General features: G+C 67.7%; 22 protein-coding genes. 8 read left to right on the top strand and 14 right to left on the bottom strand.

Annotation, left to right across the window (positions count from 1 at the left end):
- Positions 1 to 139 precede the first annotated feature (139 nt).
- Positions 140 to 790, top strand: a complete 651-nt coding sequence (locus M1D40_RS05270; RefSeq protein WP_341393848.1) for a VOC family protein — start codon at positions 140 to 142, stop codon at positions 788 to 790.
- A 146-nt stretch (positions 791 to 936) separates the two neighbouring features.
- Complete coding sequence (locus M1D40_RS05265) at positions 937 to 1,878, top strand: hypothetical protein (protein ID WP_461170456.1); 942 nt, start codon at positions 937 to 939, stop codon at positions 1,876 to 1,878.
- Positions 1,879 to 1,968: 90 nt separating this feature from the next.
- On the opposite strand, the gene M1D40_RS05260 is transcribed toward M1D40_RS05265, so the two are convergent.
- From M1D40_RS05260 to M1D40_RS05225, 8 genes are all read right to left on the bottom strand, one after another.
- The gene (locus M1D40_RS05260) at positions 1,969 to 3,912 is read right to left on the bottom strand and encodes a glycoside hydrolase family 2 protein (protein WP_461170455.1); all 1,944 of its coding nucleotides are present in this window, start codon (positions 3,910 to 3,912) and stop codon (positions 1,969 to 1,971) included.
- Positions 3,913 to 4,054: 142 nt separating this feature from the next.
- On the bottom strand, positions 4,055 to 4,843 hold the full coding sequence (locus M1D40_RS05255; protein WP_461170454.1) for a CPBP family intramembrane glutamic endopeptidase: 789 nt from the start codon (positions 4,841 to 4,843) through the stop codon (positions 4,055 to 4,057).
- Positions 4,844 to 5,039: 196 nt separating this feature from the next.
- A complete protein-coding gene (hutI, locus tag M1D40_RS05250; protein WP_461170453.1) occupies positions 5,040 to 6,278 on the bottom strand; it encodes an imidazolonepropionase in 1,239 nt (412 codons plus the stop codon).
- On the bottom strand, positions 6,275 to 7,660 hold the full coding sequence (locus M1D40_RS05245) for a formimidoylglutamate deiminase (protein ID WP_461170452.1): 1,386 nt from the start codon (positions 7,658 to 7,660) through the stop codon (positions 6,275 to 6,277). Before M1D40_RS05245 ends, hutI begins: the two co-directional genes overlap by 4 nt.
- A complete protein-coding gene (locus M1D40_RS05240) occupies positions 7,657 to 8,949 on the bottom strand; it encodes an allantoate amidohydrolase (protein ID WP_461170451.1) in 1,293 nt (430 codons plus the stop codon). The genes M1D40_RS05245 and M1D40_RS05240 overlap by 4 nt, the downstream gene beginning before the upstream one ends.
- A gap of 2 nt (positions 8,950 to 8,951) precedes the next feature.
- Complete coding sequence (locus tag M1D40_RS05235) at positions 8,952 to 10,325, bottom strand: YjiH family protein (protein ID WP_341393855.1); 1,374 nt, start codon at positions 10,323 to 10,325, stop codon at positions 8,952 to 8,954.
- An 8-nt stretch (positions 10,326 to 10,333) separates the two neighbouring features.
- Positions 10,334 to 12,019 (bottom strand): urocanate hydratase, encoded by a 1,686-nt coding sequence (locus tag M1D40_RS05230; RefSeq protein ID WP_461170450.1) that lies wholly within the window; start codon positions 12,017 to 12,019, stop codon positions 10,334 to 10,336.
- Between the two features lie 105 nt (positions 12,020 to 12,124).
- The gene (locus M1D40_RS05225; RefSeq protein ID WP_341393857.1) at positions 12,125 to 12,937 is read right to left on the bottom strand and encodes an IclR family transcriptional regulator; all 813 of its coding nucleotides are present in this window, start codon (positions 12,935 to 12,937) and stop codon (positions 12,125 to 12,127) included.
- Positions 12,938 to 13,097: 160 nt separating this feature from the next.
- Between M1D40_RS05225 and hutH the strand changes: the two genes are divergently transcribed.
- The 6 genes from hutH to M1D40_RS05195 all read left to right on the top strand — a co-directional run bounded on the left by hutH (position 13,098) and on the right by M1D40_RS05195 (position 17,617).
- Positions 13,098 to 14,672: a histidine ammonia-lyase gene (hutH, locus tag M1D40_RS05220; RefSeq protein WP_461170449.1), complete on the top strand. Its 1,575-nt coding sequence runs from the start codon at positions 13,098 to 13,100 to the stop codon at positions 14,670 to 14,672.
- Positions 14,673 to 14,848: 176 nt separating this feature from the next.
- Positions 14,849 to 15,148, top strand: coding sequence for an acylphosphatase (locus M1D40_RS05215; protein WP_461170448.1), 300 nt, complete (start codon positions 14,849 to 14,851; stop codon positions 15,146 to 15,148).
- A gap of 53 nt (positions 15,149 to 15,201) precedes the next feature.
- Positions 15,202 to 15,618, top strand: coding sequence for a hypothetical protein (locus M1D40_RS05210; protein ID WP_461170447.1), 417 nt, complete (start codon positions 15,202 to 15,204; stop codon positions 15,616 to 15,618).
- Positions 15,615 to 16,553, top strand: coding sequence for a ketopantoate reductase family protein (locus tag M1D40_RS05205; RefSeq protein WP_461170446.1), 939 nt, complete (start codon positions 15,615 to 15,617; stop codon positions 16,551 to 16,553). The genes M1D40_RS05210 and M1D40_RS05205 overlap by 4 nt, the downstream gene beginning before the upstream one ends.
- 86 nt (positions 16,554 to 16,639) lie before the next feature.
- Positions 16,640 to 17,386 carry a GNAT family N-acetyltransferase gene (locus M1D40_RS05200; protein WP_461170445.1) on the top strand — a complete coding sequence of 249 codons (747 nt, stop codon included), beginning with the start codon at positions 16,640 to 16,642 and terminating at the stop codon, positions 17,384 to 17,386.
- A 12-nt stretch (positions 17,387 to 17,398) separates the two neighbouring features.
- Positions 17,399 to 17,617, top strand: coding sequence for a hypothetical protein (locus tag M1D40_RS05195; RefSeq protein ID WP_461171009.1), 219 nt, complete (start codon positions 17,399 to 17,401; stop codon positions 17,615 to 17,617).
- Between the two features lie 251 nt (positions 17,618 to 17,868).
- On the opposite strand, the gene M1D40_RS05190 is transcribed toward M1D40_RS05195, so the two are convergent.
- The 6 genes from M1D40_RS05190 to gatC form a co-directional block, all read right to left on the bottom strand.
- Positions 17,869 to 18,846, bottom strand: a complete 978-nt coding sequence (locus M1D40_RS05190; RefSeq protein WP_461170444.1) for a hypothetical protein — start codon at positions 18,844 to 18,846, stop codon at positions 17,869 to 17,871.
- 183 nt (positions 18,847 to 19,029) lie between these two features.
- Positions 19,030 to 20,166, bottom strand: a complete 1,137-nt coding sequence (locus tag M1D40_RS05185) for an NAD(P)/FAD-dependent oxidoreductase (RefSeq protein WP_461170443.1) — start codon at positions 20,164 to 20,166, stop codon at positions 19,030 to 19,032.
- Positions 20,167 to 20,174: 8 nt separating this feature from the next.
- Positions 20,175 to 21,077 carry an aminoglycoside phosphotransferase family protein gene (locus M1D40_RS05180; protein ID WP_461170442.1) on the bottom strand — a complete coding sequence of 301 codons (903 nt, stop codon included), beginning with the start codon at positions 21,075 to 21,077 and terminating at the stop codon, positions 20,175 to 20,177.
- 157 nt (positions 21,078 to 21,234) lie between these two features.
- Complete coding sequence (gatB, locus tag M1D40_RS05175) at positions 21,235 to 22,752, bottom strand: Asp-tRNA(Asn)/Glu-tRNA(Gln) amidotransferase subunit GatB (protein WP_461170441.1); 1,518 nt, start codon at positions 22,750 to 22,752, stop codon at positions 21,235 to 21,237.
- Positions 22,752 to 24,254, bottom strand: coding sequence for an Asp-tRNA(Asn)/Glu-tRNA(Gln) amidotransferase subunit GatA (gene gatA / locus M1D40_RS05170; protein WP_461170440.1), 1,503 nt, complete (start codon positions 24,252 to 24,254; stop codon positions 22,752 to 22,754). The genes gatB and gatA overlap by 1 nt, the downstream gene beginning before the upstream one ends.
- Before the next feature lie 8 nt (positions 24,255 to 24,262).
- Entirely contained in the window at positions 24,263 to 24,559 is a 297-nt protein-coding gene (gene gatC / locus M1D40_RS05165) for an Asp-tRNA(Asn)/Glu-tRNA(Gln) amidotransferase subunit GatC (protein ID WP_152221910.1), read from the bottom strand.
- Positions 24,560 to 24,881: the final 322 nt, after the last annotated feature.

Below are 24,881 nucleotides of genomic sequence, written 5' to 3'. Positions count from 1 at the left end.
GCCCTGCCCTCAAGAGCAGGGATTCCCGGGCCGTGCTCAGCGGCGGAAAAGCACCCGATCCGCGGGCAGAAAAAGTAAGTACACGCAGTTAGGGTTACCTTGGTCGAGAGGTCGGTCACAACGTGCAATTATGGGCCGCATGCGCTTGGACCATGTATCTTATGCCTGTGAATCCGACGGTCTTTTGGCCACGACCGAGAGGATTGCTTCCGCTCTGGGAGCGGACTTCGTCAAGGGTGGCGTCCACCCCCGTTTCGGCACCCGCAACATGATTCTTCCTCTGGCTAACCACCAGTATGTCGAGGTGGTGGAGGCCCTGAGCCACCCGGCATCAGACAAAGCTCCTTTCGGACAGGCCGTTCGGCAGCGCTCCGAATGCGGCGGCGGCTGGATGGGCTGGTGCGTTGCAGTGGACGATCTGTCTCCGTTTGAAGAGCGCCTGGGCCGCGAGTCGGTCCCGGGCAACCGCAAGTTTCCCGACGGCCAGGAACTGACCTGGCGCCAGATCGGCATCAACGGCCTCATCGCCGACCCCCAGGTGCCCTACATGCTGCGCTGGGACGAGGGCACTGAGCCGCTGCATCCCTCCGCTGCCCTGCCCGGCATGCCCGGTGCCGTGAAGCTGAATTCGCTGACCATTGCCGGATCCGCCGAGCGGGTCACCCGGTGGCTGGGCACGCCGGTTGAAGAGCCGCTGGAAAATGTGGGTGTCACATGGATTTCCCCGAAGGGAACCCCCGGCATCATGTCCGTCACGTTCAACACGGCGAACGGCCTGGTCGAGATTTAGGCTGCGCCGCTCCGGTTTGTCCGGACCCCTCCGGTTTGTCCGGATCCCTCCGCTGCGCAGCGGAGGGATTGCGTCAAACCGGAGGGGTGTCCACAACCGGGCCTCTTGCGCTGGCGGGCGGTCCGCAACCCGTCCAGCCTTGAGGCATGGACCCGGCATTCATTTACTCAGCCGACGCCGAAACCAATGGTACGGACCGGCGTTCCCTGGCGCTGAGCTGCCGATCGGGCAAACTCGTCCGTCTCCGCCCTGGTGTGTACATGCAGGCGGAGGACTGGCGGATTCTGTCTCCCTGGGAACGGGAGCGGGCACGGATCCGGGCCGCTGTCGCCCAGGTGCCGGGGCAGCGCATCCTCATTCAACAATCCGCCGCAACCATCTGGGGACTGCCTGTCATTGGGAAGTCACCCGAAGTACTGCTGCTGGCCGTTTATCCCACCCATGGCCGACGCCGCGGGGATCTCCGCTGGGCTGAGCGCCGGCTGCTGGAACCGGTCACCGCGTGGGACGGTCTCCCCGTAACTTCCCGTGCGCATACGGTCCTGGACATGGCTGCCTATCTGGACTTCGAGCGTGCAGTCCCTGCCATGGATCATGTTCTTCGCCCGGATCCCGTTCGTGGTCTTCCCGGCCTGGAGAAAGAACACCTTCGGGAGCTGGCGGAGCATCTGCCCGGCCGTCCCAAACAACTCCGGGCCCGGCGGGTTATTGACTTCGCGCAGGCGCTCTCCGAGTCAGCCGGTGAATCCTACTCCCGGGCCGTGCTGTACCGGCAGGGTTTTCCGGAGCCTGAGCTCCAGCATGAATTCCATACTGCGGCAGGGCGGTTCCGCACCGACTTTTACTGGCCCGGGCACAGGCTCGTCGGGGAGTTCGACGGTGCGGTGAAATACGGAAGCGTCAAAGGAAGCATTGCACCCTCGTGGGATACCCTCCTGCGGGAGAAACGCCGGGAAGACGCTATTCGGGCCACCGGCGTCGGATTTGTCCGCTGGTCCTGGAACGACATCACCCGGCCGCCCCAGCACCCGGAGGGTTTGGTGCAGCGTCTGGTCCGGGCCGGGCTGCCCCGACCTGGCCGCCGCTGATTCCCTCCGCTTTGTGAGAAACCCTCCGCTTTGTGACAATCCCTCCGCTGCGCAGCGGAGCAATGGTGTCAAAGCGGAGGGGAATGCCGATCAGTCCCGAAACGTCGGCAGAACAGCAGCAGCCGCCGCCCGGATGAGCCCGGCGTTAAGGTCCCGCACCGTCCCGGCGTCGATCTTCACCACCCGCCGGTCGTAGGTGAGCAGCCCGTTCACCTCGTCCTCCACATCCGTGAGCTGGGTATAGACCGTGGCGGCCAGCCCCTGCGCCACCGCCGGTTCGATCTGCCGCCGGTGCAGCTTTTCATACGCCTGCCGCAGGGCCTCGGGGGTCTTGAAGCGCCGGTACCCGAACTCCTTCTCATTGAAAGTGTGGCCCGGGACGCGCAGGCTGTACCCGCCGTATTCGGAAAGCACGACGGCGCGGCCGTCCCGGAGCCACCCCTTTCGCAGCTTGAACGGCACAAAATAAACGTGCACGCTCTTGAGGTCTCCCCCGCCCTGGTCGTGCCAGCCGCTGGCGTGGTCGATGCTCCGGGTGGGGTCGAGTTCGCGCAGCAGCTGCGTTGCCGCCTTCGCGTCGAACTGGCCCCAACCCTCGTTGAACGGCACCCACACGGCAATCGAGGTGCAGTTGCGCAGCAGCTCGACCGTTGAGCGCAGCTCGCCGCGGAAATCGTCCCGGCCCTGCTCGTCGGAGCGTCCGAAAGCGGCATAGTCACTATCGTCGCGGTGGGGTACGCCAACCGCAGGCGCAGTCACGACCGCGTGCCGGTACGACCGGCCGCCGTTGACCAGGTCCTGCCAGACCAGCATGCCGAGACGGTCGCAGTGGTAGTACCAGCGCAGCGGCTCGATCTTGATGTGTTTGCGCAGCATGGTGAAACCGAGGTCTTTCGCGGCCTGGATGTCGTAGGCGAGCGCCTCATCCGACGGTGCCGTGTACAGCCCGTCCGGCCAGTACCCCTGATCCAGCAGTCCGGCGTGGAAGTAGGGGCGGCCGTTGAGCAGCAGCCGGGTATGGCCGGCATTGTCCGGTCCGACGCCGAAAGTCCGCAGTCCGGTGTAGCTGCTGATGCTGTCCAGCTCCTCACCGGCGGCAGCGTCCCCAGCACCGCCGTCGGCAACCAGCGTCACGGAAACGTCATACAGAAAAGGATCGTCCGGCGTCCACAGACGCGGATCCGGTACCGGAATGCGGGTTGCAGCACCGGGCACGACGACGGCGTCCGCCACAGTGCGCCCGTCGGCGGACACGGTGATCACCGCCTGCAGGTTCGGGCCTGCCGGTGTCCCTGCCGCACCGCCCCCACGCGGGGTGCAGTCGTCCACGTGCACGGTGACGGAAACGGAGTCGAGATCCGGCACCAGGTCCAGCCGGGAAATGCTGACTCGCGGCACCGATTCCAGCCAGACCGTCTGCCAGATCCCGGACTGTGCCGTGTACCAGATGCCGCCGCGGTCCAGCATCTGCTTGCCCCGGCTGGCGTAGCCGGTGTCGCTGATGTCGCGGACCCGGACGATGATCTCGTGTTCGGTTCCGGCGGCCGCGGCGTCGGTTCCAGCGTCCACGCCGGCGTCGGTCGCGGAGGAACCGGCGCCCGCGGCGTCACGGGTCCCGGCGGCGAGCGCATCGGTGACGTCCAGCGAGAACGGGAGGTACCCGCCGTCGTTCCCTCCCACCTCAACCCCGTTGACGGTGACCGTGCAGCTCTGGTCCACCGCACCGAAGTGCAGCAGCACCCGTTCGCCGGCGAAGCCCTCGGGCAGGCGGAGGCTGCGCCGGTACCAGAGGAGCTGCTGCGGCTGGAGCTGGCGGTTCACGCCGGAGAGCGGAGCCTCGGGGGAAAACGGCACCAGGATTTGCCCGTCCCACTCGCCGTCTGCCGGCGGCGCCTCCCGGCGCGCGGAGGTGATGGCGTACTGCCAGTAGCCGTTGAGGTTGAGGTAGCTGTCGCGGACCAGCTGCGGGCGGGGGTACTCCTGCAGGACGGCGTCCGGATCCAGGTCCGCTCCCCAGGGAGTTGTCAGTGTCACGGGGAGACCAGGTCGAGGGTCAGCGCGGATTCATTCATCCGGAGATCCTAGCGTGCCCGGGCGCACGGGCCTCGGCGGCAGGCCGTGGCAGCTGCCCTCAGGCACTGACTCAGGCACTGACTCAGCCAGGCACGGGCCCGGGTCAGTCGCCGATGCCGATCGCCGGACCGAACAGCGCAAACCCGACAAAACCGGCAATGTCCACGAGGGCGTGCGCGATCACCAGCGGCATCACGCGCTTCGTCTTGGTGTAGGCGTAGCCGAAGAGCAGTCCCATCAGGAAGTTTCCGATCCCGGGCCCGATCCCCTGGTACAGGTGGTAGCTGGCACGGATCAGCGCACTGGTGAGGATGATGGCCGGGGTGCTCCAGCCCAGCTGCCGCAGCCGGATAAAGAGATACCCCACCACAATGACTTCCTCGAGCACGGCGTGCCGCAGGGCGGACAGGATCAGCACCGGAAGCGTCCACCAGTAGGTGTCCAGGGCCGCGGGCACCAGAGCGGTGGTGATGCCCAGCGCACGCCCCGCGGCGTATACGCCCAGGGTCCCGACGCCGATGACTGCCGCCAGCCCGAAACCCAGCGCAAAGTCGCGCACCGGTTTGGCGAAGGTGAAGCCGAGGCGCCGGAACACGCTCTTGCCCGGTTCGGTCAGCAGGAACAGCACCAGCGCCACCGGCAGCAGGGAGAAGAAGATTCCCAGCAGCTGGTACACCAGGTCGAACACCGGGTTCTCGTCCAGGACCGGGTTCAGTGTGGTCGTCTGCCCGGCGAGCGGGCCCTCCGCCGCCTTTTCCAGGAGCTCGACGACGGCGTACACCCCTGATCTGCCCAGCGACAGTCCCAGGACAATCAGGATTTCAAAAACGAGCATCTTCCGGGCCCGCGGATCCAGGGTTTCGGCGGGGGCGGAGGGGAAGGCGGCGGGCATGGTCCTATTGTGCCGGGTCAGGAGCGGACCGTTTCATAGGTGACCTTGACCATGCCGGTTTTCTCGAACCAGCTGTTCGCGCAGAAGCCGCCATTCGCGCAGAAGCCGCAGGTTGAGCGTGAGCCCGCCGGGAAACACATCTCAACCCTGCCCGGGTGCCCGGGTGCCGGGGGCAAGGGCGGGACCTCAGCCGGCGTCAGCGCACCTGCACACCGGACCGCCAGACACTGCCGGTCAGCGGCATGCCCGGGCGGTAGGCCAGGTGCGCGGCCGAGGGCGCGTTGAGCAGCTGCAGATCCGCCCGGTGCCCGACGGCGAGCGAGCCCACCGCCCGCTGTCCGTCCCGGTCTGTGCCGGTGTGGACACGCAGGGCGAGCGCTCCGCCGTAGGTTGCCGCATGGAGGGCTTCCTGGACGGTCAGGCCCATCTGCAGCACGGCAGTCGCCACGCAGAAGTTCATCGAGCTGGTGTAGGAGGTCCCGGGGTTGCAGTTCGAGGCCAGTGCCACCGGTACACCGGCGTCAAGCAGCCGGCGGGCGTCGGCCAGCGGCGCCCGGGTGGAGAGGTCGCAGGCGGGCAGGCAGGTGGCCACGGAGCCCGGCGTTCCGGCCCCGTCCCAGCCGGACCAGGTGCCGGCGAGCGCGGCGACGTCGTCGTCGGACAGGTAGTTCACGTGGTCCACGCTGGCTGCCCCGAATTCCACGGCCAGCTGCACGCCCGCACCGGGGCCCAGCTGGTTTCCGTGCACCCGCAGTCCGAGCCCGGCCTTCCGGCAGGCAGCCAGCACGCGGCGGGACTGGTCCTCGGTGAAGGCACCCTTTTCACAGAACACGTCCGCCCACTGCACGTACGGCAGGACGGCATCGAGCATGTCGGTGCAGACGAGGTCGGTGTACTCGTCGGCGTCCACGCCGTCGGGCACCAGGTGCGCGCCCAGGAACGTCACCTGGTCGGCCACACCGGAGGCGATGCGCGCGTGCCTCCGCTCCTCCTCGAGGTTCAGCCCGTATCCGGTCTTGGTTTCCAAGTAGGTGGTTCCGCCCGCGGCTGCTTCGGCAACGCGGGCCAGCAGCAGCCGGGTCAGGTCATAGTCCGAGGCCCCGCGCGTAGCCTCCGTGGTGACGGCAATCCCGCCGGCGGCGTAGGACTGCCCGGCCATCCGGGCCTCGAACTCGGCGCTGCGGTCCCCGGCGAACACCAGGTGCGTATGTGAATCCACCCAGCCCGGCAGTCCGGCCCGGCCGCCGGCGTCAACCACCGCATCGGCGGACGGAGCGTCGGCGGCGGCGCCGATCCAGCTGATCCGCTCGCCTTCGAACAGCACCGCGGCACGGTGAAGGACGGAAGCCGCCGCCCCCTCGGTGTAGTCCTGGGTGGAGAGTTCGCCGATGTTGGTGATCAGCGTGGAAGCGGTCTGGGGTGTTGCCGTGCTCATGGTTGCGGAGTTCCTTCCGGGGTGGTGGTGCGGGCGGCGTCAACCGCGGCGACGGCGGCGGCCAGCAGGGCAGCCGGATCGCCGAGGGTTGTATGCCGGCCGCTGCGGGCCAGGACACGGCCGCCGACGACGACGGTGTGGACGTCCGCGGCGGTGGCCGACAGGGCCAGTTGCCCGGGGCGGGACCCGGCGGTGCGGATGCTCGCGGGATCCACGCACATCAGGTCGCACACGGCGCCGGCTTCCAGCCCGGTGCGCGTGCGTCCCTGGGCGCGGGCTCCGGCGTCGGACGCTGCGGCATGCAGGTCAGCGGGCGTGAAGCGGCCGCGCTCCCCGGAGGACAGCCGCTCGCCGTGCTCCAGTGCCCGCATTTCCAGGAAGGGATCGACGACGGCGTGCTGGTCGGTTCCCAGCGCAATCCGGGCACCCGCTGCCTGCAGCCGGGCTGCGGGGCCGATCCCGTCGGCCAGATCGGCCTCGGTGGTGGGGCACATGACCACGGTGGCGCCGGCTTCGCCCAGGGCCGCGATGTCTTCAGCGCTCAGGTGCGTGGCGTGCACGGCGGAGAGCCGCCGGGTCAGCAGCCCGTGTTTGTGCAGCAGCATCGTAGGGGTCAGGCCGGTGGCCTGTACGCAGGCGTCGTTCTCGGCGGGCTGTTCGGAGAGGTGGATGTGCAGTGGAAGATCCGCCGGCAGGCCGGCCGCGATGACCTGCAGGTCAGCTTCCGGGACGCCGCGCACCGAGTGCAGTGCCGCCCCCACGCTCACCTGTGCCGGATCGAACTCCCCGGCAACGGCCTTCCGCAGCGAAGCCAGCCGGTCCAGCCAGCCCCGGGCATCGCCGTCTCCGAAGCGCTGCTGCCGGTCATTCAGCGGAACCCCGAACCCGCCGGCCAGGTAGCAGGTGTCCAGCAGGGTCAGCCGGATGCCGGCCGATACGGCGGCGCGGGCCAGCGCCCGTTCCATGGCGTGCTCACCCGGGTCCTCCCCGCCGTAGGCGCTGCCGTCCGGCCGGTGGTGGACATAGTGGAACTCTGCGACCGACGTGAATCCTGTGACCACCATTTCGGCGAACACGGCGGTGGCCAGCTGCTCATACTGCTCCGGCGTCAGGGCACCGGCTGCCTCGTACATTTGCTCGCGCCAGGTCCAGAAGGTGCCGCCGCCGTCGTGCGTGCGGCCGCGCAGGACGCGGTGGAAGGCGTGGGAATGCGCGTTCGACGCCGCCGGAAAGGTCACGCCGGACAGCCGGGAGTCGCCGTCCCGGGCCGGCACTCCGGTTTCCGACCGGGTGACCAGCCCGGCGTCGTCGACCTCCAGCCGGACGCCGTCCGCCACCTCTCCGTTCACCCAGCCCTGCTCACACCAGAACGCCTGGGTCACAGCAGGTCCTGCAGCACGTCCGCCAGGGCCAGGACGCCCGTATCGGCATCCCAGTCCTCCACGTATTCCTCCGGGGAGTGGCTGATGCCGGAGGGGTTGCGGACAAACAGCATGCCGGTGGGCACGCGGGCCGCCAGCACTCCGGCGTCGTGCCCGGCTCCGGTGGCGAGGACCGGCGCATCCGGAACGGTGCGGGTTGCTGACTGTTCCAGGGAACGCTGCAGCGCCGGGTCGAAGTGGACGGTGCCGGAGAGTGACTCCTCGGTCAGCTGCACGCTGCAGCCTTCAAACGCGGCGATCTTCTGGGCCTGGCCGTGGATTTTCTCGACCAGGGCAGCCGTGACGGCGTCGTCCGGATGCCGCACGTCCAGCCAGAGGTCCACCCGCGAAGCAATGACGTTGGTGCCCCCGGGCACCGGCTCCAGCCGGCCCACGGTGGCACGGGCCCCGGCCTGCGCGGCGGCGGTCTGGCGCACGGCCACGATCAGCTGCGCCGCAGCGACCATGGGGTCGGATCTGTCCGCCATCAGGGTGGTGCCGGCGTGGTTGCCCTGCCCCGAGATCGTGAAGCGCCACCGGCCGTGGCCCAGGACGGAACCGCCCACCGCGACGGCGGGCCCGCGTCCGGCGGAGTCGGTGAACTCTTCGGTGTTCAGCCCTCGGCCCTGCTCCACGTGCAGTTCCACGAAGTCCCCGATGAGGCCCAGTGCGGCGTCGTCGCGTCCCATCAGAGCAGGGTCAAGGCCGTTGGCCTTGGAGACGTCGGCGAAGGTGTTGCCATCCGCGTCGCGCAGTGACAGCGCCTTGCGCAAGTCGATCGCACCGGCCAGCAGGCGGGAGCCGAGGCAGGCAACACCAAAGCGCGAACCTTCCTCTTCCGGGAACACCGCGACGGCGAGCGCCCGGTTCCGGAGCAGGGTCCCGTCGTTTTCCCGGGCCTGCAGGATGTCCACGGCGGCGAGTGCGCTCGCCACACCCAGCGGCCCGTCGAAGGCGCCGCCGCCGGGAACGGAATCCAGGTGGGAGCCGGTTACCAGGGCGCCCCGGCGTTCCGGTGCGGACAGCCCGGAGCCGGTCCCGCTGCCGGGCAGGTCCCACCAGGCCCAGAGGATCCCGTTGCAGTCCGTCTCCACGGCCAGGCCGCGGCGGGCGGCCTCCGCTGCGAACCACTCGCGCAGCTCCAGTTCGGCGGCGGAGTACACCGGGCGGGAGTAGCCGCCCCGGCGGCTGTCGCGTCCAATGTCAGTCAGGGCGGCCATGAGGGTGTTGACGCTTGTTGTGTTCACCATGTCTATGTTCCCACCAGCAGGAACGCCACCGGCGTCGTAATGATCAGGCTCAGTGCCACCCGCTCAGCCCAGATAACCAGCAGATGCCACACCTTGATCGGAATCCGGGTGGCCAGGACGCACGGCACCAGTGCGGAGAAGAAGATGATCGCCGAAACGCACACCACGGCGATCACCAGCCGGAGCACCTCGGACTCGTGCCCGGCGACCACGGTGGCAGGCAGGAACATCTCGGCAATGCCGACGGCGGAGGCCTTGGCCGCCAGCATCGGATCCGGCAGCTGCAGCACGAGAGTGAGGGGGTAGAAGAGGTATCCAAGCCAGTCGAACACCGGGGTGAAACGGGCCAGCAGCAGCCCGATCAGGCCCACGGACATGATCGAGGGCAGGATGGCCATGGACATGAGCACGCCGTCACGGACATTGTGCACGATGTTCCGGCCCAGCCGCGGCGCTGTTTGCAGGGCCGCCCGCGCCTCGTTCCACGCCGCCGCGCCGCGGTTTCCGGTGACCTTGGCTTCCGGCTGGGGCGTCACACCGGGGTAGTAGTCATCCGGAATCCGGCTGAGCGGCGGAATGCGCACCGTGATGGCCGTAACCAGGAAGGTGACGGCGAAGGTGAGGAAAAAGTACGGCAGCCACAGGTGCATGATGTCCAGGGTTTTCGCGACGATCAGCATGAAGGTGACGGACACGGTGGAGAAGCCCGTGGCAATGATCGATGCTTCGCGCGCCGTGTAGCGTCCACTCTGGTAGACCCGGTCGGTGATCAGCAGGCCCAGGGAGTAGCTGCCCACGAAGGAGGCGACGGCGTCAACCGCCGAGCGTCCCGGCGTGCGCCAGACGGGACGCATGATCGGCTGAACCAGGACACCGACAAACTCCATCAGTCCGTAGCCCACCAGCAGGGCCAGAAAGATGGCTCCGATCGGAACAATGAACCCCACCGGGATGACCAGCTTGTCGTACAGGAACGGTCCGAGGTCGGGGTCGAAGAACCACTGCGGGCCGACGCCGAAAACCAGCATGGCCCCGGCGATGAGTCCGATGATGTTCAGCAGCGCGAAGGTCCGCTTCAGCGGAGATTCCCGCCACCTCCCGCTCGCGAACGGATACACGGTACCGGCCAGAATCAGGGCCAGAGCCACATACCGGGTGGCGCCGCCCAGCCCGCCGGTGATCCAGGTGACCAGGTGGTCCAGCGGAATGGTGTTCCTGCCCCCGAGGGTGATCGGAATGAAGAACATGAAGATGCCGATGCCGCTGTACACGAAGAACCGCCAGGCGCCGGTCTGCCTTCCTGAGGCCTCGGTCGTGGCGGAGCCTGCTGCGGAGGGACCTGCTGCGGTGCCGGGGCTGTGGTGGGACGGTTCCATCGGGATCCTTACTCTTCCATCGGAATGCGGATGCCGCGCTCGGCGGCGACGTCGGAGGCCCGCCGGTAGCCGGCGTCGGCGTGGCGGATCACGCCGGTGCCCGGGTCATTGGTCAGCAGCCGCTCCAGCTTGCGGGCCGCCAGCTCGGTTCCGTCGGCCACCGACACCTGTCCGGCATGGATGGAGCGGCCAATGCCCACGCCGCCGCCGTGGTGGATTGAGACCCAGGTGGCCCCGGAGGCGGTGTTCAGCATTGCGTTGAGCAGCGGCCAGTCGGCAACGGCGTCGGAGCCGTCCGCCATGGCCTCGGTTTCGCGGTAGGGGGATGCAACGGAGCCGGAGTCCAGGTGGTCGCGGCCGATGACGATCGGGGCACTAACCCTGCCCTCAGCCACGAGCCGGTTGAACAGCAGACCGGCTTTGGCCCGGTCGCCGTAGCCCAGCCAGCAGATCCGTGCCGGCAGCCCTTCAAACTCAACGTGCTCCGCGGCGGCGTCCAGCCAGCGGTGCAGGCGGGCGTTGTCCGGAAACAGCTCTTTCATTGCGGCGTCGGTGACGGCAATGTCCTGCGGGTCCCCGGAGAGCGCCACCCAGCGGAACGGGCCCATCCCCTCGCAGAACAGCGGACGGATGTAGGCGGGAACAAAGCCCGGGAACTCAAAGGCCCGGTCGAATCCGCCCTGCCGTGCCTCGTCGCGGATGGAGTTGCCGTAGTCGAAGACCTCGGCCCCGGCGTCCTGGAAGCCGACCATGGCCGCCACCTGGCGGGCCATGGATTCGCGGGCTTTCTTGGTGAAGCCCTCGGGGTCGGCTGCGGCTTCGGCCTTCCACCGGTCCATGGGAATCCCGGCCGGCAGGTAGCTCAGCGGATCGTGGGCCGAGGTCTGGTCGGTGACGATGTCCACGGTGATTTCCCCGGCCGTCTGCCGGCGCAGCAGTTCCTCGAACACCTCTGCGGCGTTGCCCACCAGACCCACCGAGAGCGCGCGCTTCTCGGCCTTGGCCGCCATCACCTTGGCGACGGCGGCATCCAGATCGGTTTCCACCTCATGGAGGTAGCGCTTGCCGGCGCGGCGGCGCAGCCGGGTCTCGTCGACGTCGACAATGAGAACCGCTCCCCCGTTCAGGGTCACGGCCAGCGGCTGTGCCCCGCCCATGCCGCCGCAGCCGCCGGTCAGGGTGAGGGTGCCGGCCAGGGTAGCGTTTTCGTCGTCGAACAGTTTCCGTGCCACGGCCCCGAAGGTCTCATAGGTGCCCTGCAGGATGCCCTGGGTGCCGATGTAAATCCAGGAACCAGCTGTCATCTGTCCGTACATCATCAGCCCCTCGGCCTCCAGCCGCCGGAACTCCGGCCAGGTGGCCCAGTCCCCCACCAGATTGGAGTTGGCCAGCAGGACCCGCGGCGCCCACTCGTTGGTGCGGAACACGCCCACGGGTTTGCCGGACTGGACCAGCAGGGTTTCGTCGTCCTCCAGCGTGGCCAGGGTCCGGGTGATCGCGTCGTAGGCCTCCCAGCTGCGGGCAGCCCGGCCGGTGCCGCCGTAGACCACCAGATCCTCGGGGCGCTCGGCCACTTCGGGGTCCAGGTTGTTCATGAGCATGCGCAGGGGTGCTTCGGTCTGCCAGCTTTTAGCCGTCAGGGAGGTGCCGCGGGCGGCCCGGATGCTGCGGGAAGGATCGGAGGTAGTAGCCATGTTCCGACCGTAGCCGCGGCATGTTTCCCGCGAGTGAACTCCATCACACTGTCTGGCATCCCAGACAGGTCCTGTGCCGCTCGCGTGATCCGGCCTTGCATCGCTTTATGCGCCCGGCACCGGCTGAGCGCCCAGCCTGCGGGAGATTTCAGCGGCACAGCGAACCATTTCCGGAAGCCACTGATCAGCGAATTCGCCGATCTTCCGGCCCGCCGGACCCGTTGCCGACCCGCCCGGCACGGCATTCGGCGCAGTCACCGTGACACTGGCTACCGCGCGCCCGGACCGGTCCAGGACCGCCGCCGCCAGGGAGGAAAAACCGTCGGTGACTTCGTTCTCCTCCCACGCATAGCCCAGGCCCCGCACCTGTTCCAGCAGGGTGGGCAGACCGGGCCCGGCCCCGCGGCCGGAGCGGACGGACTCCGGCTCGGGGTACAGCGCCCGCAGCTGGACCTCGGTCATGCGCGCGAGCATGGCCCGTCCGCTGGCGGTGCGGTGGGCCGGAAGCCGGACACCGGCGTCAGTCACCAGCGGCTGCTGCTTCGGTGCACGCTCCTCGATCACATAGATCACATCGGTGCCCTGCAGGACCGTCAGGTGCGCGGTCAGCCGGGTCCGCGCCACCAGCTGGCGCAGTGGAAAACGCGCAATGCGCTGCAGCGGCGCCTGACGGGCGTACCCGGTGCCGAGCTCATGCGCCGTTGCTCCCAGCGCATACTTGCGTTCCTCCGGCAGGTGCACGGCGAAGCCGTCCGCCACCAGGGCCGCAAGCAGGTGGTAGGTGGTGGAGCGGGGCAGTGACAGGTCCCGGGCGACGGCGGTGGCGCTGACCGGCCCCGCCTGCCTTCCGAGGTAGCGCAGAATCGACAGGACCTGCGCGGCGGCCGGAACCTGGATGCGGGAATAGGAGGCTGGCATGCCCAGATCCTAGGGCACTGTCTGGTATCCCAGAAACGGAATCAGCAAACAGAGTAGGCTCGGCGCTGTTTGGATGCTCAGATGGAAGTCTCGGCGGATTATTGCCGCTGCAGGACAGCAACACAGTTTCGGAGAGGGATCTCCGCGATGACGGGGAGAAATGAAGACTACTGAAATGGCCGGTACGGCAGTTGACCTGGGGGTCGGTCCGCTGACCGCGGAAGAGATCGTCGCCGTCGCCCGGCACGGCGCCGCTGTGGCGCTGTCCCCCTCCGCCCTGACCGCGATGGAGTCCTCCCGCGGGGTCATCGAGGAACTCGCGGCCGACGACAAACCGCACTACGGGGTGTCCACCGGCTTCGGCGCGCTGGCCGTCAAGCAGATCGTTCCGGAACAGCGCCGGCAGCTGCAGCGTTCGCTCATCCGCAGCCACGCGGCGTCGTCGGGAGCCGAGGTGGACCGCGAAGTAATCCGCGCCCTGATGCTGAACCGGCTCGCCACCCTGGCCACCGGCCGCACCGGCGTCCGGCCCGCCGTCGCCCTGGCCTACGCCGGGCTCCTCAACGCCGGCATCACGCCCGTCGTTGGTGAGTACGGCTCGCTGGGCTGCTCCGGCGATCTGGCTCCCCTCTCGCACTGTGCCCTGGCCCTGATGGGTGAAGGCGAAGTGCGCAACGCCGACGGCGCACTGGTCCCCGCGGCCGCAGCCCTGGCCGCCGCCGGACTGGAGGCGGTGGAACTGCAGGAGAAGGAGGGCCTGGCCCTGATCAACGGCACCGACGGAATGCTGGGCATGCTCACGCTCGCCAACGCCGACCTGCGCCGGCTGCTGGCCACCGCCGACCTTGCCGCGGCAATGAGCGTGGAGGGACTGCTTGGCAGCGACGCAGTGTTTGCGGCGGATCTGCAGGCCCTGCGGCCGCAGCCCGGGCAGGGCGAATCCGCAGCGAACATCCGTGCCGTGCTGGCCGGATCGGCGCTGATCGAAGAGCAGAAAACCGGCGGGTTCACACGGGTCCAGGACGCCTACTCGCTGCGCTGCGCACCGCAGGTCCACGGCGCCGCCCGGTCCACGCTTTTGCACGCGGAAAACGTTGCGGACTGTGAGCGCGCCTCGGCCATCGACAACCCGGTGGTGACCCTTGACGGCCGGCTGGAGTCCAACGGCAACTTCCACGGTGCGCCCGTGGGCTACGTGCTGGATTTCCTGGCTATCGCCGTCGCCGACGTCGCGTCCATGAGCGAGCGTCGCACCGACCGTTTCCTGGACCGCAACCGCAGCCACGGCCTCAACGCCTTCCTGGCGTTCGATCCGGGCGTGGACTCCGGCCACATGATTGCCCAGTACACGCAGGCCGGAATCGTGTCCGAGCTCAAGCGGCTGGCCATGCCGGCGTCGGTGGATTCGATTCCGTCCTCGGCCATGCAGGAGGACCACGTTTCTATGGGCTGGGCCGCCGGCCTGAAGCTGCGCCGGTCCATCGACGGCCTGGCCCGGGTCCTGGCGATCGAACTGCTCACGTCCGCGCGTGCACTGGACATGCGCGACGGCGGCGTGGACAGCGCCCGCAGCGCCCCTGCAGTCACGGCCGTGCGGGCTGCCCTGCGCGCCGTCGTTCCCGGACCGGGTCCGGACCGATACCTGGCGCCGGAGATCGAGGCTGCACGGCTGCTGGTGGCCGACGGTTCCCTGCTGGCTGCTGCCGGCGCCGTGCTGGGCGGGCCGCTGCTCTAAGCCCGGCCGCCCGGCCCGGCCGCCCGGCCCGTTCGGCTTGGCGCCGTTCGGCCTGGCGCCGTTCGGCCTGGCGCCGTTCGGCCTGGCGCCGTCGCCTGCTAAAGATCCTCTTCCCGGAGGTTGGGGCCGCACAGCTGCTGCTGACGCCGCGCCGGGCAGGCCGCTACTCTGGCCTGATGATGCCTTCGGATTCAGGTTCGCTCCCGGCCCGCCGCCTAACCGCCCGGATCACCGGGGAGGTGCAGGCGGTGGGGTTCCGCTACCGGACACTGCAGCAGGCCATGCGGCTAGGACTCACGGGGGTGGTGTCCAACAGTCCGGACGGGTCAGTGCAGGTGGTGGCCGAAGGGCCGCAGCCTGCGGTTGACGGACTGCGGGAGTGGCTCGGATCCCCCGCCGCGCCCGGCACCGTCCGCGGCATCGAGGAGGCCTTCTCCGATGCCACGGGCGAGTTTCCCGACTTCACCACCGGGTAGGGCACCAGCGCGCCCCGAGGCCTAGCAGCCGCGGGGATGCGAGGATTCGGGGTGTGGACGCAGATCAGGAATTTGTCAGGTACCAGGCACGGAATCCCAACCGGCGCGGAGTTCGAGTGGGCGTCTTCGGCTTGGCCAACGGGCTGGCCCGGGAGGGGCTGCTGAAGGATGAAGATTACCGGTGGTGGGCCGCTGCCAACGCCTGGTGTGACGCCGCCTACCCGGATCCGAACACCGTTGATCCCGCCGTTTACAACCGCGGAATAAACCCCTGTGCCCAGGCCTGGTTCAAAACGACGGCCGGGCATCTGCTGGCCCGAATACCCGGCTACCTCGGCCTTCTGGACTGCTACGGAATCGATTGGGAGGAATCCCGTTCCCGTGACCCGGGGGAAGTCCTCTACGAAGATGATGTCCAAGTGGTGGTCAACCCCTACCGGGTGGCCGCAGCAGGAAGGCAGCAGCCATGAAGATCGGGATCATCGGTGCCGGCGGCGTCGGCGCCTACTTTGCCGCAGCCCTGTCCGCCGCAGGACAGGACGTCCACCTCCTTGTCACTCCCCGCCACCTTGAGCCGCTGAGGAAGCAAGGGATACGGGTCACCGGCGGCGACGGACGCGACGAGCTGGTTCCCGTTGCCGGCGCCGCAACGGATGCTGCGGGCATTGGGGAATGCGACGCTGTGATCCTCGCCTGCAAAGCCGGCCACGTCCGCGATGTCATGAAGACTGCGTTGCCCCTCCTCGGCCCCGCCACCCCGGTGCTCCCCCTGCAGAACGGGGTCACCGCCGCCGGGCAGATCACGGCCGCCGCCGGCCCCGGGCATGCACTGGGCGGTTTGTGCATGATCATCTCGTACCTCGTTGAACCGGGACATGTCCACCACGTTGGCGGGCAGCCCGCCGTCGTCCTCGGCGAACTCGACGGCGCACCTGCGCCGCGGGTGCAGGCCCTGGCCGACGCACTGTCCTCAGCCGGCATCAGGACCCGGATTTCCGGGGACATCAGCACTGACCTGTGGCGGAAATTCATGCTCATTACGTCCTACGGAGGCGTGGGAGCGCTGTGCCGCAAGAGCGTCGGGGAAACCCGCAGCCATCCGCCCACCCGGGCACTGGTCCGGGACGCCATGCGCGAAGTAGCCGCCGTCGCCGCGGCCGCCGGTGCAGCGCTCACGGATGACGATGTCCGCTCAACCATGGACCAGTACGACGCCTTCGCGCCCGAGAGCACCGCGTCCATGCAGCGTGACCTCATCGCAGGGCGCCCCTCCGAGCTTGAGGAACAGAACGGTGCCCTGGTCCGAATCGCCGCCCAGTACAACGTGCCGGTGCCCATCCATACCACCATCTACCGGGCCCTGAGCATCCTCGATCCCGCCGGGCAGCACAGCGGCATCGCCTAGACGCAGCGGTGCTCTCACTTATGGAGGAGGACGCGGCATCTCGAGCCGTGCGGGAACATGTGCCCGGGAAGTCGTAGGGTGAGCCCATGGAAATTCATCCCCTGGATGTCGGCAACGACCGCGTTATGTCTGCTGCCTATGCCATTGAATGCGCAGCCAACCAACGCGTCCGGCCCGGGTGGAGACCGCTTGGCGAGGACGCCCGGATACTCGGGTGGCGCTCCGGTAACGGATGGACCAACACTTTGCTCGGGGCCTGGGACGGGACAACGCTGCTTGGCTTCGCCGCAGGGATGACCGCAGATGATGCTGCGGACACGACCTGGATCTTCGTCTGGGTGGAGCCAAAACACCAAAGCGCAGGCGTCGGCTCGGCCCTGGCACGCGCAGCTGAGGCCGCCAGTCCGCCCACCGCTAAGAGGTTCGTAGCCAGCGCCTACCGTCCGGAACCGGCCGCCATAGACGCGCTGACCCGGCGCTTCTCGGAGCCGATGGGCTACGCGGCCGCAACAACCGAAACCGTGGTGGAACTGGATCTGCTCACAGCCCCGGTGGTGGCGTCAAAGGCACCGGCCGGCTATGACATCTGCACCTACGTCAACGGTGTTCCGGAGCGGTACCGCACACAGGTGGGACAGATTAAGGGCCTGGTGGATGCCGAGGCCCCCAACGGCGACCTGGCGTGGAATGAAACTCCCGTGTCACCGGCGGAATATGCGGCCGAAATGGCCCTCTGGACGGCCCAGGGGTACACAGTTTTTGAAACCCTGGCAGTGGACTCCGCGGGAAACGTGGCCGCCTGGACCTGTTTGCTCGCCGGATCCGATGCCTAACGCCCGTCACAGATTGAGGGGACACTCGTCCTTGGCGGACACCGTGGCCGAGGTCTGGGAGCAGCGGTCAAACGTGCCTGCCTGAAGCAGGCCAAGGAAACCGCCGCCGTGGAGAAAGTCCGAACGAGCAGCGATGACACCAACACCTGGATGCGCTCCATCAACGCCCAACTCGGCTTCCTCCCGGTGGAGGTCGAAGTCATCCTGCAGAAGGAACGCGGTCCGAGGTAAGAGGCGGTGGCCCAGGCAAGGGGCCGGTGGCCCGGGGAACGTGAGCGGAACCGGGCAAAGAAAAACGCCGGCAGACTATGGGTTGGTTGGGGGGAAACAACCCTAGTCTGCCGGCGCCGGATAGGTCACTACTCTATCCATTCATCACTCGCACCCTTATGAGGTATCTCCTACGATAGTGGCCCCTGCTGGGCGGAGACTGTAGGAAAGCTGGCAACTCCCTGAACGCCGCCGCGGGGTATTACTACAGGTCAGGACGCACGCAGGCGGCTGTCCGGAACATGGTGCTCCCGCGGCTGCGGCAGCGCGTTGCTGGAGGCCAGCACCAGCGAAGGACGCGGAAGCTTGGACGGTGCGCTGCAGGCCATGTCCGCCGGGCCGACGGGTCCGGCGGAACTCTCCTTGACGCCCGGCTGCTTCTTCCCGGACGTACGGTCCGCAGAACTGCCGCTCCGTTTGGCGGAGGATGTTTTCGATCCATTGTTGTTGGTGGTCCGGCCTTTTGCCTGGGCCGTGCCTTTTGCCTGCGTGCTTTTCACCTGGGACGACTTCGGTGACGATTTTGCCCCCGGTGCGGATTTGGATCCCGACTTCCCCGAACCGGTTTTCGGCGGTGCATTCTTGCCCGCGCCGGGCTTCGCCGCTGCCGACCTGTTGGCGACCGTTTTGCCCGGTGCCGACTTGGGCGCGGATTTGGAGACCGGCTTGGCCTGGGCAGGCTTCTGCTTCGATGCCGATGCCGCCTGCTTTTCCTGGGCCAGCTTCTGAACAGCCTGCTTTTTCTGAGCCGGCTGAACGGGCTGCTCCCGCACTGCGGCCTTGGCAGCGGCGGGCTGTGCCGTGGTTTCGGCGGCAGGAGCCGGTGCGGCAGGACGAACGGTCCGCGGGCTGGCGGGAGCGTACTGCGGGCGGCCGGTGGCTGCAGGCGGGCGCAGGGCTGCAAGCAGCTCTTCGGTAGCGGAGCGGGTTGTATCAATGAAGACCGCGGCTGCCGCGTCGTCCGGCGACGCCTCGGTCCGCTTAATGGCCGAATTCTTGACCACACGGTAAACGGCCGCGATGACCGCGATCAGTGCGGCGCCCGTCCCGTAAATCAGCACCAGGGCCAGGATCAGAGAAGTTGTCCCGCCGGAAAAGAAACCGATCCCCGTTATTGCCATGATCAGCCACACGCTGGAAATGACGGTAATAGCGGTTCGAACTTTTACGTAGAGCGGACGATGCTGCACGCCAACCAACTGTGACGGCAATATATCTGGCACTGGGACAGACCTTTCAAGCAAAAAAGGTGGATCAAAAAGAGGAGGAAGCCTGCTCGGCTTTGTCCTTCAACTTTAGGCACCGGAGGCCGGAAAAAAGACCATACGCGCCCCCCTCAGCCAATTCGTTACGCAGCAGAGGTGAGATCTTGGTCACAGCCCCGGGCGGTCGGGATTCAGTGCCTGCACCGCCGGTGTTTCAGGCCTTTCTCCAAGCAGCAGGGATGCCGCAAGTTCGGCGATTCCGGAGGAGGTTTGGAAGCCGTAACCGCCCTGCCCCGCCAGCCAGAACAGGCCCGGCACAGCGTCGTCGTACCCCACCACCGGCAGGCCGTCGGCGGCTTCGGTGCGCAGCCCCGTCCAGCTCCTCACCACCTCGGTGATGCCCAGCGTCGTGGCGGAATTAATGCGGCCGATGAGTGCCGCCACGTCTTCCTGCCGCGGCCGGGCATCCATGGGATCACTCGCAACGCTTTCCGACGGCGAGATCAGCACCTGCTCCCCTTCCGGACGGTAATAGAAGGAATCTCCGGCGTCGGCCACCATGGGCGCCCCGGCTGCCAGCGGCTGGTCGACGACGACGACGGCGGCCGTCCGCCGGTACGGCTGCAGGCCGCGGGGCCTGGCTCCGTACAGGGCGGCGAGCTGGTCGGCCCACGCTCCTGCGGCGTTAACCACCACACGTGAGCGGATGCGGCGGGCTCCTGCAGTGGTGACCCAGCTGCCGCCGTCGCCGCCGGTTTCGTAAACCGCGCCGGCCACGGGATGCCCGGTGAGGATCTGTCCGCCGCGGTCCAGGATCCGCCGGCGGTGGTACTCCATCAGGGCGTCGGTGTTGCAGGCCACGGAGGTGGTGTCCAGCCCGGCGGCTGCAAACTGTCCGGGCTTCAGCTCCGGGGCCAGTGCCTGCACTTCAGCGGCTGTGATCGGATGCATGTGCCCGCTGGCACGGTCGCGGACGCTTTCCTCCCCGCCCACCAGAAGGAAGCTGCGCGGGGTGAGCACCGGCTCCGGAAGGTGGACTTCCAAAGCCCGGATCAGTGCCAGCGTCCGGAGGGTCAGGTCCTGGACCACCTCCGGGCCGTAGCTGGGAATCAGCTGCCGGGCTGACCGCGAGGAGGTGTGGTAGCCCAGTGTCTGCTCGGCCTCAACCACCAGCACCCCCGTCCGGCCGGCCAGCGCCGAGCCGAGGGACAACCCGGCGATTCCGCCGCCGACCACCAGTATGTCTACGTCCACGGTCTCGTCCATATCCACAGTTTCCTCTGCGTCCGCACTGCCGTTGTCCACTCGGTGCCTCACATTCCTCCCCCGGCGTCGGTCAGTATTTCCATCAGGGTTTCCGAACCCATGAGGTACATCCCCGGATGGTCATCGGAATTGGCGAGCAGTGCCGAGGCCACGCACACGGCCCAGCCCTGCGCCCTCCCCCAGACATGCGGATCGGCGTCGTACCGGCTCCCCAGCGCCTCACGGAAGATACGGCGGCCGTTCCGGTCGAAGACCAGCCATGCGGCAGCGAGGTCGGTGGCCGGATCGCCCGCGGTCAGATCGCCGAAGTCAATAACGGCTTCCAGTCCCCCGTCCGCACTGCCCACGAGGTTGGCGGGATGCAGGTCACCGTGCAGCCACAGGGCCGGGCCTGTCCACGCCGGAAGGGCGAGTCCGGTCTCCCACAGCTCGCGGACCCGGGCGGCGTGCGGCACCATGCCGCTGTCGAGGCGGCTGAGAACGGCATCATTGCGGCTGGCGAGGGGAACGCCCCGAACCGGGTTGAGAGGATAGCCGGCGGGGGCCGGCCGGTGAAAGGTATTCAGGAACCGGGCCAGCGGAGCGGCCAGAGAAACGTTGCGGTCGCGCGGCTGCAGGGAAACCTCGGTCCCGGAGAACCAGCGCGTAACGCTCCAGGGCCAGGGAAACGCGTCGGACGGTGCGCCTGCAAACAGCGGCGCGGACGTGCCCACTGCCAGGTCCGCGGTGAGGCCGGGCAGCCAGGCCTGCTCGTTGGCGGTCAGCTGGGCTGCGGCCAGGCGCCGGGGCAGGCGCACGGCGTAGTCGGCGCCTAGGCGGAAGATGTAGTTGTCCCAGCCGTTGGCCACCGGCTGCAGCGGCTGCTCCGCCACTGACGGATGCTGCTCGCGCAGCAGGTGCCGCACCAGGTCAGCATCCACGAATATTTCTGCAGCAGGATGAGTGGCCATGCCTGAACCCTACCGCCAGCCCGCGCCCTGCGGCATCGAACGTGCCGCTGCGGGACGCTTAACCACCGCAGGCCCCGGGAAACCCGGGGCCTGCGGAGCGGTTCAACGTCGTTCAGTGTTGTTCAGCCTCGTACTGCTTTTACTGCGGCAGGCAGTATCAGCCCTGCACGCCGAGGCGTTCGAGGATCAGCTCGCGCACGCGGCCGGCGTCGGCCTGTCCGCGAGTGGCCTTCATGACGCCGCCAACAATGGCGCCCACAGCCTGGACCTTGCCGCCGCGGATCTTGTCCGCCACGTCGGGCTGGGCCGCCAGTGCGGCGTCGATGGCTTCGAGCAGCGGGCCGTCGTCGGACACCACGGCCAGGCCGCGCGCCTCGATGACTTCCTCGGGGGTGCCTTCGCCGGCGAGGACGCCGTCGAGGACCTGGCGGGCCAGCTTGTCATTGATCTTGCCGGCCTGGATCAGGCGGTCCAGGTCAACAATCAGCTCGGGCGTGACGCCAACCTCGGTCGGCTCCACTTCGGCTTCCTTGGCGCGGCGCGAAACTTCGCCCATCCACCACTTGCGGGCCACCTGTGCGGAGGCGCCGGCGGCAATGGTTTCTTCGATGGAGTCCATGACTCCGGCGTTGACCACGTCGCGGAACTCCGCGTCGGAGTAGCCCCAGTCGGCCTGCAGGCGCTTGCGGCGCTCGGCCGGCGGCTCGGGCAGGCGGGAGCGCAGCTCTTCGATCCATTCCTTGGAGGTAACCACGGGAACGAGGTCGGGCTCCGGGAAGTAGCGGTAGTCGTCGGCGTCGGACTTGGGCCGGCCCGACGTCGTCGAGCGCGTGTCCTCGTGCCAGTGCCGGGTTTCCTGCACGATCGAGTTGCCGGATTCCAGCACCGCGGCGTGGCGCTGGATTTCGTAGCGGACGGCGCGTTCGACGGCGCGCAGCGAGTTCACGTTCTTCGTTTCCGAGCGCGTGCCGAACTTTTCCTGGCCGTACGGGCGCAGGGAAACGTTGGCGTCGCAGCGCACGTTGCCGCGTTCCATCTTGGCGTCGGAGACCCCGAGGTTCTTCACGATCTCGCGGACCGCGGCCACGTAGGCCTTGGCCAGCTCGGGTGCGCGGGGTCCGGCGCCCTCGATCGGCTTGGTGACAATCTCGACCAGCGGAACGCCGGAACGGTTGTAGTCCACCAGCGAGAAGTCGGCGCCCTGGATGCGTCCGGTGGCGCCGCCCATGTGGGTCAGCTTGCCGGCGTCCTCTTCCATGTGGGCGCGCTCGATCTCAACGCGGAACACGGTGCCGTCTTCGAGTTCAATGTCCAGGTAGCCGTCGTACGCAATCGGATCTTCGTACTGCGAGGTCTGGAAGTTCTTGGGCGTGTCCGGGTAGAAGTACTGCTTCCGGGCAAAGGTGCACGACGGCGCGATCTTGCAGTTCAGCGCGAGGCCGATCAGGATCGAGTACTCCACGGCGGTCTTGTTGACCACCGGCAGCACGCCGGGCATGCCCAGGCAGACCGGGGTGACGTTGGTGTTCGGCTCGTCGCCGAAAACGTTGGGCGCATCGGAGAACATCTTGGTGTTGGTGTTGAGCTCCACGTGGACCTCAAACCCGAGCACCGGATCGTACTTCTCCATGGCCTCTTCGAAGGACAGGGTTTCGTCCTGGATGTGCACAGACATTACTTCACTCCTCCGAGTACGGGTGCAGAGGCCAGCAGCGGGCCGCCCCACTTCTGTTCCAGCAGGCCTTCCAGGGCCGCGCCGGCGCGGTACAGGCGGGCATCCTCGCGGACCGGGGCCAGGAACTGGATGCCCACGGGCAGTCCGTCGGCCAGGCCGCCGGGGATCGAGATGCCCGGTACGCCGGCCAGGTTCGCCGGGATGGTCGCGACGTCGTTCAGGTACATCGCCAGCGGATCGTCGAGCTTCTCGCCGAGCTTGAACGCCGTGTTGGGCGAGGTCGGGGAGATCAGGACATCGGCCTGTGCAAAGGCGGCGTTGAAGTCGCGCTGGATCAGCGTGCGCACCTTCTGGGCCGAACCGTAGTAGGCGTCGTAGTACCCGGCGGACAGAGCGTAGGTGCCCAGGATGATGCGGCGCTTGACCTCTTCGCCGAATCCGGCGGCGCGGGTGGCACCCATGACGCGTTCGATGGTCATGGGACCGTCGGCGGGCAGGGCACGCAGGCCGTAGCGGACGCCGTCGTACTTGGCCAGGTTCGAGGAGGCCTCGGACGGCATGATCAGGTAGTAGGCGCCCAGGGCGTACTTGAAGTTGGGGCAGGAAACCTCCACGATTTCCGTTCCTGCGTCCTTGAGGAGTTCAAGGGACTCCTGGAAGCGGGCCAGGACGCCGGCTTCGTAGCCTTCGCCCTGCAGTTCCTTGATGACGCCGATACGCATGCCGGCCACGTTGCCGTTGCGGGCGGCTTCCACGAGGTTGCCCACCGGGTCGGGCAGCGAGGTGGAGTCGCGGGGATCGTGTCCGCCGATAACTTCCTGCAGCAGCGCCGCGTCCAGCACGGTGCGGGACACCGGGCCAATCTGGTCCAGCGAGGAGGCCATGGCGATGGCGCCGTAGCGGGAAACTCCGCCGTAGGTGGGCTTCACGCCAACCGAACCGGTGACGGCGGCGGGCTGGCGGATGGAGCCGCCGGTGTCCGTGCCCAGAGCCAGCGGTGCTTCGAAGGCAGCCACGGCAGCGGCCGAACCGCCGCCGGAGCCGCCGGGAATGCGGTCCAGGTCCCACGGGTTGCGGGTGGGGCCAAACGCGGAGTGCTCCGTGGAGGAGCCCATCGCGAATTCGTCCAGGTTGGTCTTGCCGAGCATCGGCATGCGAGCGGCGCGGATCTTGGAGATCACCGTGGCGTCGTACGGGCTCATCCAGCCCTCAAGCATCTTGGAGCCGGCCGTGGTGGGCTGGCCCTTGGTGACGATGAGGTCCTTGATGGCGATCGGCACGCCGGCGAGGGTGTGCAGGGTTTCGCCGGCTGCGCGGGCCTTGTCGACGTCGGCCGCTACCTGCAGGGCTTCGTCGGTGTTGACGTGGAGGAAGGCATTGACGGCGCCGTCGACCTCGGAGATGCGGTCCAGGTGGGCCTGCGTAACTTCGACGGCGGATACCTCGCCGGAAGCGAGCTTCTCCGCCAGGACGGCAGCGCTCGACGTAATCAGTTCATTCATGGAAGTCTTTACTCCTCATCCAGGATGGCAGGGACCTTGAAGCGGCCGGCGGCATTATCGGGTGCACCGGAGAGCGCTTCTTCATTGGTCAGCGTCTGCCCCACGACATCCTCGCGGAACACGTTGGTCAGCGGGATCGGGTGGGAGGTGGCCGGGATGTCCTCGCCGGCAACTTCGCTTACGGATTTGATCGAATCAACAATGACATCCAGTTCGCCGGCCATTTTGGCCAGTTCGTCCTCGGTCATCTCAATGTGGGCCAGATGCGCCAGGTGCGCCACAGCCTCACGATTGATCTCAGACATGAGTCTCCCATGCGTCTTTTACGGATAAAAAGGTATCCGTTCCAGTCTACGGCGTTTGCTGGGGCGGTTTTCCGTGTTTCCGCCGGTCCCGGGGGTGGAACTGAGCCGGGCCGGGCCGCATCGATGGGAACGGCGGCTGTCCGGGGCTGGTGCCCTCGTCGATAGTACAGATCCGGGGGTGTGCCCTCGTCGATAGTACAGATCCGGGGGTGTGCCCTCGTCGATAGTACAGATCAGGGGCTTTAGATCGAGCGAAAACCCCCGGATCTGTACTACGGATGACTCGGAGTGTCCCCGCGTCAGCATCCAACCGCGGCCAACC

The organism is Arthrobacter sp. Z1-15 (genome assembly GCF_054792395.1).
The sequence above is the reverse complement of the archived record's forward strand: the minus strand, read 5'-3'. Positions and strand labels throughout refer to the sequence as shown.